Source organism: Spirillospora sp. NPDC047279 (genome assembly GCF_040643285.1).
Lineage (GTDB): Bacteria > Actinomycetota > Actinomycetes > Streptosporangiales > Streptosporangiaceae > Spirillospora.
Genome location: NZ_JBEYUA010000031.1, coordinates 67,714 through 84,469, shown reverse-complemented (window position 1 = coordinate 84,469; position 16,756 = coordinate 67,714). Strand labels below are relative to the sequence as shown.

Annotated in this window: 13 protein-coding genes; 7 read left to right on the top strand and 6 right to left on the bottom strand. The window is 71.8% G+C overall.

Translation table 11 applies throughout. The annotated features are described in order from the left end of the window. Nucleotides 1–250 precede the first annotated feature (250 nt). Complete coding sequence (locus tag ABZ810_RS45730) at nt 251–745, bottom strand: DUF523 domain-containing protein (RefSeq protein ID WP_358414429.1); 495 nt, start codon at nt 743–745, stop codon at nt 251–253. Between the two features lie 134 nt (nt 746–879). Here ABZ810_RS45730 and ctaD point away from each other — a divergent pair, with 134 nt between their 5' ends. The 4 genes from ctaD to ABZ810_RS45710 all read left to right on the top strand — a co-directional run bounded on the left by ctaD (nt 880) and on the right by ABZ810_RS45710 (nt 6,477). Beyond that, nucleotides 880–2,544 carry a cytochrome c oxidase subunit I gene (gene ctaD, locus ABZ810_RS45725; RefSeq protein ID WP_358414426.1) on the top strand — a complete coding sequence of 555 codons (1,665 nt, stop codon included), beginning with the start codon at nt 880–882 and terminating at the stop codon, nt 2,542–2,544. 97 nt (nt 2,545–2,641) lie between these two features. After that, the gene (locus tag ABZ810_RS45720) at nt 2,642–3,331 is read left to right on the top strand and encodes a class I SAM-dependent methyltransferase family protein (RefSeq protein ID WP_358414423.1); all 690 of its coding nucleotides are present in this window, start codon (nt 2,642–2,644) and stop codon (nt 3,329–3,331) included. A gap of 24 nt (nt 3,332–3,355) precedes the next feature. Further along, nucleotides 3,356–4,348, top strand: a complete 993-nt coding sequence (locus tag ABZ810_RS45715; RefSeq protein WP_358414420.1) for a SpoIIE family protein phosphatase — start codon at nt 3,356–3,358, stop codon at nt 4,346–4,348. 35 nt (nt 4,349–4,383) lie between these two features. Then, nucleotides 4,384–6,477: an NB-ARC domain-containing protein gene (locus tag ABZ810_RS45710; RefSeq protein ID WP_358414417.1), complete on the top strand. Its 2,094-nt coding sequence runs from the start codon at nt 4,384–4,386 to the stop codon at nt 6,475–6,477. Nucleotides 6,478–6,513: 36 nt separating this feature from the next. Here ABZ810_RS45710 and ABZ810_RS45705 read toward each other — a convergent pair whose 3' ends face one another. The 4 genes from ABZ810_RS45705 to ABZ810_RS45690 all read right to left on the bottom strand — a co-directional run bounded on the left by ABZ810_RS45705 (nt 6,514) and on the right by ABZ810_RS45690 (nt 10,915). Next, nucleotides 6,514–7,332, bottom strand: a complete 819-nt coding sequence (locus ABZ810_RS45705) for an SDR family oxidoreductase (RefSeq protein ID WP_358414414.1) — start codon at nt 7,330–7,332, stop codon at nt 6,514–6,516. A gap of 164 nt (nt 7,333–7,496) precedes the next feature. Next, nucleotides 7,497–9,083 carry an NAD(P)/FAD-dependent oxidoreductase gene (locus ABZ810_RS45700; protein ID WP_358414411.1) on the bottom strand — a complete coding sequence of 529 codons (1,587 nt, stop codon included), beginning with the start codon at nt 9,081–9,083 and terminating at the stop codon, nt 7,497–7,499. Nucleotides 9,084–9,085: 2 nt separating this feature from the next. Then, nucleotides 9,086–10,111 carry a diiron oxygenase gene (locus ABZ810_RS45695; RefSeq protein ID WP_358414408.1) on the bottom strand — a complete coding sequence of 342 codons (1,026 nt, stop codon included), beginning with the start codon at nt 10,109–10,111 and terminating at the stop codon, nt 9,086–9,088. Between the two features lie 141 nt (nt 10,112–10,252). After that, nucleotides 10,253–10,915 (bottom strand): TetR/AcrR family transcriptional regulator, encoded by a 663-nt coding sequence (locus ABZ810_RS45690; RefSeq protein WP_358414405.1) that lies wholly within the window; start codon nt 10,913–10,915, stop codon nt 10,253–10,255. Between the two features lie 255 nt (nt 10,916–11,170). On the opposite strand from ABZ810_RS45690, the gene ABZ810_RS45685 reads away from it, so the two are divergent. The 3 genes from ABZ810_RS45685 (at nt 11,171) to ABZ810_RS45675 (ending at nt 15,714) form a co-directional block, all read left to right on the top strand. Beyond that, complete coding sequence (locus ABZ810_RS45685) at nt 11,171–11,932, top strand: ABC transporter ATP-binding protein (protein WP_358414402.1); 762 nt, start codon at nt 11,171–11,173, stop codon at nt 11,930–11,932. Further along, a complete protein-coding gene (locus ABZ810_RS45680; RefSeq protein ID WP_358414399.1) occupies nt 11,929–14,436 on the top strand; it encodes an FtsX-like permease family protein in 2,508 nt (835 codons plus the stop codon). The genes ABZ810_RS45685 and ABZ810_RS45680 overlap by 4 nt, the downstream gene beginning before the upstream one ends. Before the next feature lie 63 nt (nt 14,437–14,499). Next, nucleotides 14,500–15,714 (top strand): pyridoxal phosphate-dependent aminotransferase, encoded by a 1,215-nt coding sequence (locus ABZ810_RS45675; protein ID WP_358414396.1) that lies wholly within the window; start codon nt 14,500–14,502, stop codon nt 15,712–15,714. An 83-nt stretch (nt 15,715–15,797) separates the two neighbouring features. Here ABZ810_RS45675 and ABZ810_RS45670 read toward each other — a convergent pair whose 3' ends face one another. Beyond that, nucleotides 15,798–16,547, bottom strand: coding sequence for an SGNH/GDSL hydrolase family protein (locus tag ABZ810_RS45670; protein WP_358414394.1), 750 nt, complete (start codon nt 16,545–16,547; stop codon nt 15,798–15,800). Nucleotides 16,548–16,756: the final 209 nt, after the last annotated feature.

The following is a 16,756-nucleotide window of genomic DNA, read 5'->3' as shown; positions in this document are numbered from 1 at the left end:
CGCCGATGGTACTGCACGGGAGACTGTGTGGGAGAGTAGGACACCGCCGGACACTTTGTTAGGGGAAAGGCCCCGCCAGAAATGGCGGGGCCTTTTCTTGTTTCCGTACCCCTAAGGAGATGCGTTCTCCGTGGCGGCCTCATGGAGGAGCGCCCCGGTGGCGGGCCGGCCGATGCCCCGCGGGAAGTCGTGTTCGACGGTCATGAACGGCACTCTTCATACCGTCCAAAGGGGCCCGTGCGCCGGATGGTCAGGGGGATTCGAGCGTGCGCAGGTAGGTGGCGGCGGCGTCGATCTGGTCCTCGTCGAAGACGCGGACGCCGGAACGTTCGAGGAGGGCGGTCGTCACGCCGTGGCCGGGGATCGACGTTCCGGAGAACCGGCCGTCATAGATGCGCAGGCTGCCGCACGACGGGCTGCCCTCCTTGAGGATGGCGACGCGCGCCCCGCCGCGGCGGGCCGCGTCGAGGGCCAGGCGGGCGCCCTGGACGAACGCGGCCGTCACGTCGGCGCCCGCGCCGGTGAGCACCCGGGCGGTGCCGTCCAGCACCGCCTCGCCGTCGCCGCCCACGATCTCCGCGGGCGGGCGCGGCACGGGGAGGCCGCCGGAGACCTCCGGGCAGAACGGGATCACCCGGCCCTCGGCCCGCCAGCGGCCGACGAGCTCGTCGTCGACGTTCTTGGCGGCGCCGTCGTAGCGCACCGGCCTGCCCAGCAGGCAGGCGCTCACCAGGATCCGTTCCACCCCTCCAGGGTACGGGCGTCCATCTCCGGGACGGACGAGGCGGGAGATCGGGAATGTGCCTTGCGTCTCACCGGGCACTGGCGAATAGTTGAAGAGGCCTCATCCGCCAGGAGCCCACCCCCAGGGAGTCCGGCATGGTCCTGCTCGGCCGTCCGCTAGCGGAGGCGCCGCCGCGCACGCGCGGCCCGCGCGGATCCGTCCTGGTGTCCTGGATCACCACCACCGACCACAAGGTGATCGGATACCTGTACCTGATCACATCGTTCGCGTTCTTCCTGCTGGCCGGCCTCATGGCCATGGTGTTGCGGGCCGAGCTGGCCGAGCCGGGGCAGCAGGTGGTCAGCCGTGAGCAGTTCAACCAGATGTTCACCATCCACGGGACGGTGATGTTGCTGCTGTTCGCGACGCCGCTCTTCGTCGGGTTCGCGAACGTGATCATGCCGCTGCAGATCGGGTCGCCGGACGTGGCGTTCCCCCGGCTCAACATGCTCAGCTACTGGTTGTTCCTGTTCGGCGGGCTGATCGTCTTCCTGTCGTTCGTCACCCCGGGCGGCGCGGCGGCCTTCGGCTGGACCGCGTACGCACCGCTGACCGACGACATCCGCTCGCCCGGCGTCGGCGCGGACCTGTGGATCATGGGGCTGGCGATGTCCGGGTTCGGGACCATCCTGGGCGGGGTCAACTTCATCACCACGATCATCGGCATGCGCGCTCCGGGCATGACCATGTTCCGGATGCCGATCTTCACCTGGAACATCCTGCTGACCAGCCTGCTGGTGCTGATGGCGTTCCCGATCCTGGCGGCCGCGCTGCTGGTACTGGAGTCGGACCGGCGGCTCGGCTCGCACGTCTTCGACCCCGCCGTCGGTGGCGCGCTGACCTGGCAACACCTGTTCTGGTTCTTCGGCCATCCCGAGGTCTACATCATCGCGCTGCCGTTCTTCGGCATCATCACCGAGGTCATCCCGGTCTTCAGCCGCAAGCCGCTGTTCGGCTACTTCGGCATGGTCGGCGCGACGATCCTCATCGCGGGCCTGTCGATGGCGGTGTGGGCGCACCACATGTTCACCACCGGCCAGGTACTGCTGCCGTTCTTCTCGTTCATGACGTTCCTGATCGCGGTGCCGACCGGGGTGAAGTTCTTCAACTGGGTCGGCACGATGTGGCGGGGGAAACTCAGCTTCGAGACGCCGATGTTGTGGTCCGTCGGCTTCCTCGTCACGTTCCTGTTCGGCGGGCTGACGGGCATCATCCTCGCCTCGCCGCCGCTGGACTTCCATCTGCAGGATTCGTACTTCGTCGTGGCCCACTTCCATTACGTGGTTTTCGGCACGGTCGTATTCGCGATGTTCGCGGGCTTCTATTTCTGGTGGCCCAAGATGACGGGAAAGATGCTGAACGAAACCCTCGGCAAGATCCATTTCTGGTTCCTGTTCGTGGGTTTCCACACGACGTTCTTCGTCCAGCACATCCTCGGCGCGCAGGGCATGCCGCGGCGCTACGCCGACTATCCGGAGACGTTCGTGACGCTCAACCGCGTCTCCAGCGCGGGCGCGTTCCTCCTGGGCGTCTCGACGTTGTTCTTCCTCTACAACGTCTATCACACGGCCCGGCATGCGCCGCGGGTCGACGCCGACGACCCCTGGGGATTCGGCAACTCGCTGGAGTGGGCGACCTCCTGCCCGCCGCCCCGCCACAATTTTACCTCGATTCCGCAGATCCGCTCCGAAAGGCCGGCGTTCGATCTGCACTACCCGCGGATTCCGCTGGAGAAGGCCGAGCACAATACGGGTGGGTAGGAGTGGCGCTCCGCGATTAATGGGTATGTCGCGACCTGGAGTGGTCACCTCATCGCTTTTCTTCTAAGTCGATCACGCTCCGCAATAGCGTCGTCACATGGAGAAGCGAGAAGATTCGGTCGGTCGCGACTGGGCGGCGTGGCACGGGTCCTACGACGACCCCGCGTCGGCTCTGGCGCGGCGGCTGCACACCGTACGGCAGCGCGTCGGCGAGGTCCTCGACCGGGCGCCGCAGGGTCCGGTCATCGCGGTGAGCCTATGCGCGGGCCAGGGCCGCGACCTCCTCGACGTCCTCGCCCGGCATCCGCGCCGCGACGACGTCGCCGCCCGGCTGGTCGAACTGGACGAGCGCAACGTCCGGCTGGCCCGGGCGATGATCGACGCGGCCGACCTGGTCAACGTCGAGGCGGTGGCGGGCGACGCCTCGCGCACCGACGCCTACGCCGGTGCCGTCCCTGCCGACCTCGTGCTGGTCTGCGGGGTGTTCGGCAACCTCGCCGACGCCGACGTCGAGCGCACCATCTCCCTGCTCCCGCAACTGTGCGCCGAGGGCGCGCACGTGGTGTGGACGCGCAACCGGCAGCCGCCGGACCTCACGCCGCACGTCCGCCGCTGGTTCGAGAAGCACGGCTTCGAGCAGGTCTGGTCGTCGCCGCCCGGCGAGTCCGCGTACTCCGTGGGCGTGCACCGCTACCTGGGCGAGCCGGTGCCGCTCGAGCGCGGGGTCAGGCTGTTCACGTTCGTCGGCTACGACAACCTCCGCCAGGGGGAGGCCTGGCCGGGGTGAGCGGGGGCGGCAGCGATCACCCTGGTGATCCTGCTGAGCGGGATCGTGCCGTTCGACCTCGCGCTACCGGCCGCGTTCACGGCCATGCCCCTGCTGGTGGCGGTGCCGACCCTGGCCGTCCTGACGTGCACCCGCACCCGCTGCTCGTCGTTCATCGGGCTGGCGGCGCTGCTGGTGGCGGCCCCGCTGGCGGCCGAGCACGGCGGCGCCACCCCGGTCGTGGTGACCTGCAGCCTGGCCGGGATCGTCGTCACGTCGGTGATGATGTGGGTCGCCTGCCGCCGCCAGGAGCGCAGCGACGGCACGCAGGCCGGCCTGCGCACCGTGCTGGAGGCGATGCAGCGGGCGGTGCTGCGTCCGGTGCCGCCGCGGCTCGGCCCGCTGGCCGCCCACGCGCGCTATCTCGCCGCCGCCGCGCACGCGCAGGTCGGCGGCGACCTGTACGACGGGGTCATCACGCCGTGCGGGGTGCGCCTCATCGTCGGCGACGCGATGGGCGAGGGGCTGAGCGCGGTCGAGAAGGCCACCGACGTGCTGGGCGCCTTCCGCGAGCTCGCGCAGAACGAGGCGACGCTCGGCGGCATGGCGGTCCGGCTCGACACGATCCCGCCCGCCCCGCCGCTCGGCCCGCTCGGCATGCGCGACGACGGCTGGACCTCCTCCATGCGGCTGCGGCTGGGCGAGGGCGACCGCCTGCCCCTCTACACCGACGGCGTCACCGAGGCCCGCGACGCCGACGGGCGCTTCTTCCCGCTCGACGAACACGTCGCGGACCACGACGACGAGGGGCCCGCCGACCTGGTCGCCATCATCGAGGGAAAGCTGCGCAAATGCCGGTGGCAGCCTCCAGGACGACGCCGCCCCGCTGCTGGTGCGGTCGGCGCCCGCTCCCGTGCCCGCCCCGCGATCCACCGGACGCAGCCACGCCGAGCGCTGACACGGTCGGCGGCCGGTGATCGGGCGGTCGTCCGGCTCCTCTGTTTCCGGACGTGCGGGGGACCGGGTATTGGAAAATGAGACCGGGGGTACGCGGCGCGGTCGAGAGGCGTCCATTGGCTGATGCAGAGATTTCGTTCTCCGGCAACCTGCCGGCCGAGCCGTCCAGGCTCGTGGGGCGGCGGCGGGAGCTGGCGCAGATCAGGCGGCTGCTGATCCGGTCCAGGCTGGTGACGCTGACCGGTGTCGGCGGCGTGGGCAAGAGCAGGCTCGCGCTGCGGGTCGCGCACGACCTCGCGCCGCGGTTCCGCGACGGTGCCTGGCTGGTCGAGCTCGGCGCGCTCCAGGACGGCGCGATGGTGCCGCACGCGGTGGCCGACGCCTTCGGGCGGCCGCACGACCGGGCCGCCCGGCCGCAGCTCGACAATCTCGCCGCCTTCCTGGCCGAACGCCGGCTGCTGCTCGTTCTGGACGGATGCGAGCATGTGCTCGAGGCGGCCGAGCGGCTCGCCGCGCGGCTGATGGGGTCCGCGCTCGGCCTGTCCGTGCTGGCCACCAGCCGGCAGGAGCCGGCGCTGTTGAAGGGTGAGCGCATGGTCGTCGAGCCGCTCCCCGTTCCGCCGTGCACGGCGGAGACCGACCGGCTGCTGCGCAACGAGTCGGTGGCGCTGTTCGTCGACCGCGCCCGGGACTTCGAGCTCACGCCCGGCAACGCCGTCGCCGTCGCGCAGGTGTGCCGCCGGCTCGACGGCATCCCGCTCGCGATCGAGCTCGCGGCGGTGCGGATGCGCGAGATGCCGGTGGAGTGGCTGCTCACCCGGCTCGACGACAGGTTCACGGTGCTCGGGCGGGCCGGCGAGCCGGGACGTCCGGGCGGGCACGACCGGCACCGGACGTTGCGGACGACGATCGGCTGGAGCCACGAGCTGTGCACCCCCGGCGAGCGGCTGCTGTGGGCGCGGTCGTCGGTCTTCCGCGGCACGTTCGACCGGGCGGCGGCGGAGGCGGTCTGCGGCGGCGACGGGACGGCGACCGGCCCGCTGCTGGACGGGCTGGTGGCCAAGTCGATCGTCCTGCCCGAACGTGGGCGGTTCCGGCTGCTCGACACCCTGCGGGAGTACGGCGCGTGGTGGTTGCGCGAGCTCGGCGAGGAGCCGGCCCTGCGGCGGCGGCACCGGGACCACTATCTCGCCCTGGCCGAACGGTGCGCGCGGGAGTGGTGCGGGCCCGCCCAGCTGGACTGGTTCCGCAGGCTCGACGAGGAGTACACCGAACTCCAGGCGGCCCTGGACTTCTGCGTGACCGAGCCCGGCGAGGCGGCGGCGGGACAGGCACTGGCCGGGGCGCTCTGGCCGTTGTGGATCGCCCGCGGTCTCGCCGGCGTGGGCCGCCGCCATCTGGAGCGGCTGCTGCCGCTGGCGCCGGAGCCGAGCGCGGCGCGCACCCGCGCGTGGTGGGTGCTGGGCTGGGTGCTGGGCGTTCAGGGCGAGACCGCCGCCGCGCTCGAGACGCTCGAGCTGGCCGGCCTGTCGGCGGTCGCGCGCGGACAGCGGGCCGACCTGGCACGCGCGGCCGGCCTCAGCGGCCTGGTGACCATGCTGGCCGGCGACGCCGAGCGGGGCGCCGAGATGTTGCGGGAGTCGTTGCGGTCGCAGGACGGCGGCAGCGGGCCGGGCGACATCTTCCCGTTGCTGTTCAAGGGCTCGCTGGGGACCGCGTACGGCGCGCTGGGCCGGCACGACGCCGCGATCGACACGCTCTCGTCGGTGCGCGCGGCCTGCGTCGGCAGGGGCGAGCTGTGGTGGCGCTCGCACGTCGACCACGGGCTCGCCCTGGAGAGGCTCAGCACGGGCGCCGTCGGCGCCGCGGCCGAGCACGCGCGGGCGGCGCTCGCGGTCAAGCGCGACTTCCGCGACCTGGTCGGCATCGCGCTCTGCGTGGACATCCTGGCCGCGACCGCCGCCGCCGCGGGGCAGGCCGGCCGGGCCGGGCTGCTGCACGGGGCGGGCGAGCGGATCTGGGAACGGCACGGTGTCCCGCGGTTCGGCGCGCCGATGTTCGTGACGATCCACGAGGAGTCCGTGCGCCGGGCCCGCGCCGTGCTGGGCGACGAGGGCTACCGGCGTACGGTCGCCGAAGGCGCGGAGCTCAGCCTGGGGTCGGCGATCGGCTACGCCCTCGACCACGAGTCCGTGCCGCCCGCCCCCTAGCCGGGGACGGGAAGCGCCGGGCAGGCCGCGGGGTGGTCAGGACTTGCCGCGGAGGCGGCCGACGGCCAGGCCGGCGACCTTGACCGCGCCCGCCGGGTTGAGCCGGGCGCCGCGCCAGGCGGCGCGGCCGTGCGCGGGGGCCACGATGAGGGCCTGGTTCTTGCCGACGCCGCGCATGATGTCGCGGGCGAGCTTCTCGGCGGTGTAGAGGCGCGGCGAGGCCTTCTTGATGTCGTCCTTGGCGTCGCCGCTCATCGAGGTCTCGGGCAGGCCCGGGTTGACGTTGCTGAGCAGCGGGGTGTCGACGAAGCTCGGGCAGACGACGCTGACCTTGACGCCCCGGGCGGCGGCCTCGGCGCGCAGGCCGAGGGACAGGCCGACCACCGCGTGCTTGGTGGCGGTGTAGGGGATGCCGAGCGGCATCGGGACCAGGCCGGCCAGGGACGCGGTGTTGACGATGTGCCCGGTCCCCTGCTCCAGCATGATCGGGTACGCGGCGTGCACGCCGTGCACCACGCCCCGCAGGTTGATGTCGATGGCGCGGTTCCAGTGGTCGAGGGTGAGCTCCTCGGCCGCGCCGCCGATGGAGATCCCGGCGTTGTTGAAGACCAGGTCGAGGCTGCCGTGCTCGGCCCGTACGCCCTTGTAGAGGTCGGCGACGGCCTCGGCGTCGGTCACGTCGAGCGCGGCGGCGGTCGCGGTGCCCCGGCCGAGCGTGTTGAGCCTGTCGGCGACCTTCTGGGCCCCCGCGGCGTTGAGGTCGGCGACGATCACGGTGTCGCCGCGGCCGACCAGGGACGTGGCGATCGCCCGGCCGATGCCGGACGCGCCGCCGGTCACGATGGCAATGCTCATGGAGGGGCTCCGCTCGATGGTTCCGTGCCCGAAGTCTCCGCGCCGCGGGGGAGGATCCGGGCCGGGGCGGAGGGGGGAGTGGCCCCGGCCCGGAGCGCGGTGGGCGGGAAGGCGTTTAATTGGATCAGGTGTTAATTAGAGGATTCTACTGGTCGGTAGCGCACTCATGTTGTGCGTTGGGCATGTTTTTCCATCTGTGGCTTAGCAGCCCGCCGGGTAGCGAGCTCGAAGTCCGCCGGATCGATCCGGCGGGTCCGCAGCCAGTAGTTGATCGTCGACGCCGGCCAGGCGGCCCGGTTGACGCCGTCACGGTCGAGGTACCAGCTGGTGCAGCCACCCGCGACCCAGACCGCGCCCTGCGACGTGCGCTGGACCCACTCGTTGAAGCGGTCCTGGCTGGTGCGGCGCACCGAGATCCGCTCCGCGCCGACGGCGTCGAGCATCCGCAGGCACTGCGTCACGTAGCGCACCTGCGCCTCGATGATGAAGATCATCGAGTTGTGGCCGAGCCCGGAGTTGGGCCCGAGCAGCAGGAAGAGGTTGGGGAAGCCCGCCACGGTGACGCCCAGGTGCGCCTCCACGCCGTCCTTCCAGGCGTCCTGGATCTTCAGCCCGCCGCGCCCGGTGATGCGGGCGTCCTCCATCGCGTCGGTCACGTGGAAGCCGGTGCCGAAGATGATCGCGTCGACCTCGTGCTCGCGCCCGTCCCGCGTCACGATCGAACGTTCGCGCACCTCGGCGATGCCCTCGGTGGTCAGCTCCACGTTCGGCCGCATGAGCGCCGGGTAGTAGTCGCTGGACACCAGGGTGCGCTTGCACCCCATCGTGTAGTCGGGGGTGAGCTTGCGGCGCAGCGCCGGGTCGGGCACCTGGCGCCGCAGGTGCCAGGCCGCGATGTTGCCGGCCGCCTTGATCAGCCTCGGGTTCTTGAACCCGAGGACGAAGCTCTCCTGCAGCAGGTAGATGCCGTTGCGGTAGCCGCGCTGCACGCCCGGCACCCGGTTGAACAGCGCCCGCTCGACCCCGGTGACGCGGCGGTCGGGCTTGGGCATGATCCACGGTGGCGTGCGCTGGAACACCGTCAGCGACCGCACCCGCGTGGCGATCCGCGGCACGAACTGGATCGCCGAGGCGCCGGTGCCGATCACCGCGACCCGCTTGCCGCGCAGGTCGTAGGAGTGGTCCCACTCGGCGGAGTGGAAGGTCGTGCCCTCGAACGAGGCCAGCCCGGGCAGGTCGGGGACGCTGGGCAGGTGCAGCGGCCCCATGCCCGCGGCCAGGGCGCGCCCGCGCACGACCTCGCCCGGCTCGGCGCCCGGTCCGGCCACCGTCATCCGCCAGGTGCCGGTGCCGTCCTCGTACTCCGCGCCGGTCACCTCGGCGCCGAACCGGATGTGCTGCGCCAGGTCGTACTTGTCGACGCAGTGCTTGATGTACTCCAGCAGCTCGCGCTGCTCGGGGAACATCCGCGACCAGTCGGCCTTGGGCTCGAACGAGTAGGAGTAGAGCAGCGACATGATGTCGCACGCGCAGCCGGGGTAGGTGTTCTCCCGCCAGGTGCCGCCGACCTCGCCGGCCTTCTCCAGGATCACGAAGTCGTGCGTGCCGGCCTTCTTGAGCGCGATCGCCATGCCGAGGCCGGAGAACCCGGTGCCGACGATGACGACCTTGTACGCCCCGCCCGGTCCCGCCGCGGGCGTCACCACGGGGGCCCGGTCCGCCGGCGCGGACCGGGCGGCCTCGGCGGCCATGCTCAGGCGGCCTTCGCGGACTTGCCCGCGGACTTCCCGGTGGCCCTGGCGGTGCCCTTGACCTGCGGGGTGTCCCAGATGCCGAACGCCTTCCAGATCTGCTTGTTGCGCCGGTTGATCAGGCCGAGCTCGGCCATCAGGTCACGGATCTTGCCGACGGAGGCGCAGATCTCGGCCTGGGCCTCGGGGTTCTTGTACGCCTCGCGGACGACGTCCTTGGGGATGTTGAAGTGGCGCACCATCGGGCCGGGCGGGGACAGCATGATCCGCGCCATCACGCCGAGGATGACCGGGGTGGCCGCGCCGAGGACGCGCCGCCGCAGCGGGTCCATGTTGGGCACCCGGTGCTTGAGGTAGTGCCGGGCGAACGAGATGTGCCGGGCCTCCTCGGCGATGTGGATCTTCATGATGGTCTCTTCGAGCGGGTGCTTGATGTGCCCGCCCTTGAGCGACTTGCGCTGCACGTAGTCGATCGGGTCCTCGCCGCCGAGCACGAACACGAAGAACAGCTCGGTGTTGACCAGCGGGATCCACGGCGCCACCTGGGCCACCGCACTGAGCGCCCTGGGCATGCCCTTGATGGGCATCCCGGTGCGGTTGACGAACTCCTGGAACATCATCCCGTGGTGACATTCCTCGGTCGTCTCGTGGTAGACGTACCGGAACTCGGGCCGGCCGTTCGGCAGCCGGTAGGCGTAGTTGAGCAGGCCGCGCTTGAGCAGGTTCTCGAACTGCAGGCCGATCTTCATCGCGGTGGCGACGCGCCACAGCCCGATCTGCGACTGGATCTCCGGCGGCTGCGCCTTGTACCAGGCGGTGTCGCCGAGCCGGTCGAACGGGGGCAGCACGAAGCGCGGGTCGTTCTTCTCGACCTGGAACTCGGGGTCGTCCCAGGGGATGTCGACGTAGGCCTCCCAGTGCTTGTCGACCGAGGCCTTGTTGAGACGGTCGATGACGCCTAGGTAGGACTTCTTGTCCTTGACCTGCTCGCGCACTTCCTCGGCGAGCTCTGTGGGGGCTTTGGACATGTCGGGCGCTCCCTGGGGGTTGTGCGGTCGGGCAGCTGTGGAAGTCGGGTGATGGGGACGTGGGGGTGATGGGGACGTGGGGGTGATGGGGAAGTGGGGGTGGGGTGGAGGTCGGCGGGAGTGGAAGGCGGGGCGGAACGGTCAGGTGGTGACCCCGGGATCGGGAATGATCAACCGGGCGACGCTCTTGACCTGGGTCAGCACGGCGGCCTGGTGGCCCTCGGCGTCGTCGTCGAGCGCGTTCTGCACCGACAGCCCGACGAACATCGCGAAGATGCCGCGCAGCATGGTCGGGACGAGGTCCTCCGGCAGCGAGGTGCTCGGGAACAGCCGCTCGAAGGTCTCCAGGATGACCTGGAGGATGCGCTCGTTGAGGTCGCGGCACAGGGGGCGGAGCTCCTCGTCGGTGCGGGCCGCCACCGCCAGCTCCATCAGCGCCTTGGCCGGGCGGCCGCGGAAGACCTCCCAGAGCAGGTCCAGCGCGCTCTCGACGTTGCGCCGCTCGGGCGGCAGGATCGCGAACGCGGTCTCGTAGGCCAGCCGCTGCGCCTCCAGCAGGTGCTCGAGCGCGGCGGCGACCAGCACCATCTTGGTGGGGTAGTGGTGCTGCTGCGCGCCCCGCGAGACGCCCGCCCGGCGGGCCACCTCGGTGGTGGACGTGCCGGACCAGCCGAGGTCGACCAGGCACTCCATGGTCGCGTCGAGGAGACGCGCCTGGGTGCGCGACCGGCGCTCCTCCTGGGTGCGGCGGCTGCTGCTCTCGCTGTGCCTGCGCGAATGGCGTCGGCGGCTGCTTACTGACACGTCTACGACGGTACGAGCGCACATACAAGCAAGCAAGCCTGCTTGTATGTTGTGCGCATCACAATTGGACATCGAGTCAACGACCTGGTGTGACCGGCCGGTCACCAGCGTTGCGTCGCAGGTCGGAGGCGCACGACCGCGGTGGCTACGCCCGGCGGCGTAGGGGCACGGCCGCCGCGTGCTCCGTACGGCGCAGCGGCGATGCCTCTCCTCACCCGACGACGGCCGGGGAACCCCGCGGCGACGATCCCGCACATGGGAAACGCAGCAAAGGCAAGTCCTACGAGCATCGCAGGAGCCCGCACGGCCGGGCTCACCAAGGTGTACGGGTCGGGCGACACGGCGGTGCGCGCGCTCGACGACGTCAGCGTGGAGCTCCCGCGCGGCCGGTTCACCGCCATCATGGGCCCCTCGGGAGCCGGCAAATCGACCCTCATGCACTGCGTCGCGGGCCTCGACTCGGCCACGTCCGGGCAGGTGTACGTCGGCGACCAGGAGCTCGGCGCCCTCTCCGACCGGCAGCTCACCCGGCTCCGGCGCGAGCGCATCGGGTTCGTCTTCCAGGCGTTCAACCTCATCCCGACGCTGACCGCGCGGGAGAACATCCTGCTGCCGATGACCCTCGCCGGGACCCACCCCGACGAGGAGTGGTTCGGGTCGATCGTGCGGGTGCTCGGGCTCGGCGACCGCCTGCGGCACCGGCCGTCGGAGTTGTCGGGCGGCCAGCAGCAGCGGGTCGCGCTGGCGCGGGCGCTGGCCACCAGGCCGCAGATCGTCTTCGCCGACGAGCCCACCGGCAACCTCGACTCGCGTACCGGCGCGGAGGTGCTGGCGCTGCTGCGCGGTGCCGTGGACGACCTGGGCCAGACGGTCGCCATGGTCACCCACGACCCGGTCGCGGCCGGGCACGCCGACGCGGTGATCTTCCTGGCGGACGGGCGGGTCGTCGACATCATGGCCGGCCCGACTCCGGCCCGCGTGCTGGACCGCATGGGAGACCTGGGAGGCACGTCATGACCGGGCTGGTGCTCAAGGAGCTGTGGGGGAGGCGCCGGCGGCTGGCGAGCTCGCTGGTGGCGGTCTTCCTCGGCGTGACGTTCCTGACCGGGACGCTCGTGCTCGGCGCGACCATGGCGCGCAGCATCGACCGCTTCTTCGCGAACGCGTACGCGGGCACCGACGTGATCGTCCGCAACACGACCGCCGTCACCGACATGCCGGGCCAGCTGCGCGGCGGGATCGACGCGACGGCGTTCGACCGGGTGCGGTCGGCCGAGGGCGTCGCGGTGGCCGAGCCGGTCGTGCAGGGCTCGGGCCAGCCGCTCGGCCGGAACGGCAAGGTGATCGAGACGCAGGGCCCGCGCATCGCGGGCAACTGGATCAACGAGCCCGACCTCAACCCCTACCGGGTCGTGGAGGGCCGCGCCCCGCGCGCGCCGGACGAGGTCGTGATCAACAAGGCGACCGCCGACCAGGGGAAGCTGAAGGTCGGCGACCGGACCGCCGTCCTGACCCCCCGCCGGGTGCCGGTGACGGTCGTCGGCATCACCAAGTTCGGCCAGGACGACGGCTTCGGCGGCACCGCGTTCACCGCGTTCACCCTCGAGGGCGTGCGCGCGAACGTCAGCGAGGCCCCCGGCACGATCACCGCCGTGACGATCAAGGCGACGGACGGCGTCTCGCAGGCGGACCTCGCCGCGCGCCTCAAACCCCTCCTGCCGGCCGGCGCCGAGGCGGTCACCGGGGAGAAGCTGGCCAAGGAGGACCGGGACCGCGTCGGGCAGTTCCTCGGCGTCTTCCGGGCCGGGCTGGCCGCCTTCGGCGGCGTCGCGCTGCTGGTGGCCGCGTTCAGCATCCACAACACGTTCGCGATCACCGTGGCGCAGCGCACCCGCGAGTCGGCGCTGCTGCGCGCGGTCGGCGCGTCCCGCCGCCAGATCCTCGCGATGGTCACCGCGGAGGCGCTGGCCATCGGCGTGATCGCGACGGTAGCGGGGCTCGCGGGCGGGATCGGCTGTGCGGCGCTGCTGAAGATGTTGTTCGCGAGCTTCGGCATGGGCCTGGTCGCGCAGGGCCTGGTGTTCACCGCCAGCACCGTCCTGATCGCCGTGCCCGTCGGCCTGCTCGTCACCCTGCTGTCCGCGCTCGGCCCCGCCCTGCGCGCCTCCCGGGTGACCCCGATGGCCGCGCTGCGCGAGGTCGCCGCCGAACGGGCCGGGCCGTCGGAGTCGCGGATCGTCATCGGCGCGGTCCTGGCCGCGGTGGCCGTGGGCGGCGTCGTCCTGGGCGCGCTCACCGGATCGATGCCGATGGCGGGCGCGGGAGCGGTGATGAGCCTGGTCGTCATGGTCGTGCTCGGACCCGTCGCCGCCCGTTCCGCCGCGCGGGTCGCGGGGGCGCCCGCCGCCCGGTGGCGCGGCGTGCCGGGAACGCTGGCGCGCGACAACGCCGCCCGCAGCCCGCGCCGCACGGCCGGGGCGGCGACCGCGCTGATGGTCGGCGTCGGGGTCGTCACCCTGATGACCGTCTTCACCGGGTCGATGCGGGCGTCGGTCGAGGACGGCGTCGCGGGGTCGTTCCACGGCGCGCTCGTCGTCAACGCCGGGTCCAACGACCTGGTCGGCTTCGGCCCCCGGCTGGCGGAGGAGGTCGCGCGGGTGCCGCAGGTCGCGGAGGTGGCCGGGCTCGGGCAGGGTGCGGCGCGGGTGGACGGCGGCAACGCCGACGTCCGGTTCGCCGACCCCGCGCGCCTGGGCCGGGTGCTCGACCTGGACGTGTCCGCCGGAAGCCTGGCCACCTCCAGCACGTTCGCGGTGTCGCGGAGCGCGGCCGACGATCACGACTGGAAGATCGGCTCGCCCGTGCCCGTCACGTTCGCCGACGGCTCGCGGCAGACGTTCGCGGTCGGGGCGATCTACGAGCGCGACGACGTGGCCGGCGACTACCTGATGCCGCGCAGCGCCTGGGACGCGCACAACCGGCAGGGCCTGGACCGGGCCGCGTTCGTCACGCTCAAGCCGGGGGCCTCCGCCGCCGACGCCCAGCGCGCCATCGAGGCGCTGGTCACACCGTACGGGGCGCCCCTGGTGCAGGACCGCGAGGCCTACGTCGACACCCAGACCGAGCAGATGAACGCCTTCCTCAGCATCGTCTACGCGATGCTGGCGCTCGCGATCATCATCGCCCTGCTGGGCATCGCCAACACGCTGGCCCTCTCGGTGCACGAACGCACCCGCGAGATCGGCCTGCTGCGGGCGGTCGGCGCGACCCGCGCCCAGGTGCGCTCGATGGTGCGCTGGGAGTCGGTGATCGTCGCCCTCTTCGGCACCCTCGGCGGGATCGGCCTGGGGCTCTTCCTGGGCTGGGCGCTCGCGGAGGCGCTGGGCAACCCGTTCGCCGCGCAGGCCGTCCAGCTGGTGATCATCGCCCTCGTCGGCGCGCTGGCCGGCGTCCTCGCCGCGCTGCGCCCCGCCCGCCGGGCGGCCCGGCTCAGCACCCTCACGGCGATCGCCGCCACCTGAGAACGTGGCGTGCCCGCCGCGGGGCCGGGCACGCCACCCCGAGGTCCCCATTAGATTGACTCCATGCAGGTGAACCAGTCGTCGAAGCTGACCAACGTCTGTTACGACATCCGCGGGCCGGTGCTCAAGCGCGCCAAGCAACTGGAGGCCGAGGGGCAGCGGATCCTGAAGCTGCACATCGGCAACCCGGCCCCGTTCGGCTTCGAGGCCCCGCCCGAACTGCTCCAGGACATGATCCGCAACCTGCCGGAGGCGCACGGCTACAGCGACTCCAAGGGCATACTGTCCGCGCGCCGCGCCGTCGTGCAGCGGTACGAGAACGAGCACGGGATCACCGGCGTCGACGTCGAGGACGTCTACCTGGGCAACGGCGTCTCCGAGCTGATCGTGATGACCCTGCAGGCCCTGCTGGACGACGGCGACGAGGTCCTGATCCCGGCGCCCGACTACCCGCTGTGGACGGCGGCGACCAGCCTCGGCGGCGGCACCCCCGTGCACTACCTGTGCGACGAGGGGGCCGACTGGGCGCCCAGCCTCGACGACATCGAGGCCAAGATCACCTCACGCACCCGGGCCCTGGTGCTGATCAACCCCAACAACCCCACCGGAGCCGTCTACCCCCGCGCGGTGCTGGAGCGGCTGGTCGAGGTCGCCCGCCGGCACGGTCTGATCATCTTCGCGGACGAGATCTACGACCGGATCCTCTACGACGGCGCGACGCACACCTCGATCGCCTCGCTGGCGCCCGACGTCCTGTGCCTGACCTTCGGCGGCCTGTCCAAGAACTACCGGGTGGCGGGCTTCCGCTCCGGCTGGGTGGTGCTGTCCGGCCCCAAGGAGAACGCCGAGTCCTACATCGAGGGCCTGGACATCCTGGCCAACATGCGGTTGTGCCCCAACGTGCCCGGCCAGCACGCCATCCAGGCCGCCCTCGGCGGTCACCAGACCATCGGCGACCTGGTGCTGCCGACCGGCCGGCTCGGCGAGCAGCGCGACCGCGCCTGGAAGCTCCTCAACGACATCCCGGGCGTGAGCTGCGTCAAGCCCCGGGGCGCGCTGTACGTCTTCCCGCGCCTCGACCCGGAGATGTACCCGATCGAGGACGACATGCGGTTCGCCCTCGACCTCCTCGAACAGCAGAAGATCCTGGTCGTCCAGGGCACCGGCTTCAACTGGCCCGCGACCGACCACTTCCGCGTCGTCACCCTCCAGTACGCCGACGACCTCGAAGAGGCCATCGGCCGCATGGCCGACTTCCTGGAGTCCCGCCGCCGCTGACCGCGCGCCGGGGGTGGAGGCCGGCCTCCGGCTCAGTCCGCGCCGTGGGTGGGGACCTGTCTCCGGCCCCCACCCGGCCGGCGTCAGGCGGCGGCCTCGGCCTTGCGGGCGGCCGTGCCCCAGAAGCTCCGGGGATAGGTCTGCTGGGCGAGCACCGTCTGGCCGCTCGCGTTCGGGTGGAAGTAGTCCCAGCCGCTGACCTGCGACAGGGTGAACGGGTAGGAGAAGACCGCGTTGCCGTCGAAACGGCAGTTCGGCCCGTACTCGGCGCAGACGTTCGCCAGCACCTGGTTGAAGGCGACGACCCGCGCCCGCACGCGGTCGCGGCGCGCGGCGTCCGCCGCCGCGGTGGAGGTGGGGTTGGCCAGCAGCGACTGGCAGATGCCGAACACCGACCACGCCGTACGGGCGGAGCCGCTGGTCCGGCCGACCTCCCAGAGGCGCTTGACGTCGGGGACGCTGGCGACGAACACCAGCGCGTTCGGCACGCCGTTCTTGAGCGTGGTCATCGCCGAGCGGAAGCGGGTCTCGTAGTCGGCGACCGAGGTCATGGAGGACTCCGACGACGTGCAGGCGTCGTTGGCCCCCATCAGGATCGTGGCGTACCCGACGTCCTGCGACACGGCCGTCTGGGCCTGCCCGTTCAGGTCGGAGATCTTCGCGCCGGACCGGGCGTCGTTGTACGCGGTCAGCGAGCCGTTCAGGGCCCGCAGCCGGGTGTAGTGGCTGGTGATCGAGGCGGTGGATCCGGTCGACCAGGACCGGCCGGTGCAGTCGGAGAACCACCCGCAGGCGTTGAACGCGCGGGTGATCGAGTCACCGAGCGAGGCCATCCGGGCGGGGACGGCGGGAGCGGCGGCGGCGGAGGCCTCGGCCGGGATCGACCAGAGGCCCGCGGTCAGGACGGACGCGGCGAGGGGAGCGAGGAGGAGACGACGGCGTGGGATCGGGCGGCGTGGGATCGGACGACTGCGTGGGATCGGACGACTGCGTGGGTTCGGACCCACGGGACACCTCCGTACCGGGAACGGAAGCGTCGCAC

Excerpts from the sequence above, each read along its gene's own strand:
- ctaD (WP_358414426.1), top strand. The coding sequence starts at position 880 with ATGGTCCTGCTCGGCCGTCCGCTAGCGGAGGCGCCGCCGCGCACGCGC.
- ABZ810_RS45720 (WP_358414423.1), top strand. The coding sequence starts at position 2,642 with ATGGAGAAGCGAGAAGATTCGGTCGGTCGCGACTGGGCGGCGTGGCAC.
- ABZ810_RS45705 (WP_358414414.1), bottom strand. The coding sequence starts at position 7,332 with ATGAGCATTGCCATCGTGACCGGCGGCGCGTCCGGCATCGGCCGGGCG.
- ABZ810_RS45700 (WP_358414411.1), bottom strand. The coding sequence starts at position 9,083 with ATGGCCGCCGAGGCCGCCCGGTCCGCGCCGGCGGACCGGGCCCCCGTG.
- ABZ810_RS45695 (WP_358414408.1), bottom strand. The coding sequence starts at position 10,111 with ATGTCCAAAGCCCCCACAGAGCTCGCCGAGGAAGTGCGCGAGCAGGTC.
- ABZ810_RS45685 (WP_358414402.1), top strand. The coding sequence starts at position 11,171 with ATGGGAAACGCAGCAAAGGCAAGTCCTACGAGCATCGCAGGAGCCCGC.
- ABZ810_RS45680 (WP_358414399.1), top strand. The coding sequence starts at position 11,929 with ATGACCGGGCTGGTGCTCAAGGAGCTGTGGGGGAGGCGCCGGCGGCTG.
- ABZ810_RS45675 (WP_358414396.1), top strand. The coding sequence starts at position 14,500 with ATGCAGGTGAACCAGTCGTCGAAGCTGACCAACGTCTGTTACGACATC.
- ABZ810_RS45670 (WP_358414394.1), bottom strand. The coding sequence starts at position 16,547 with ATGGCCTCGCTCGGTGACTCGATCACCCGCGCGTTCAACGCCTGCGGG.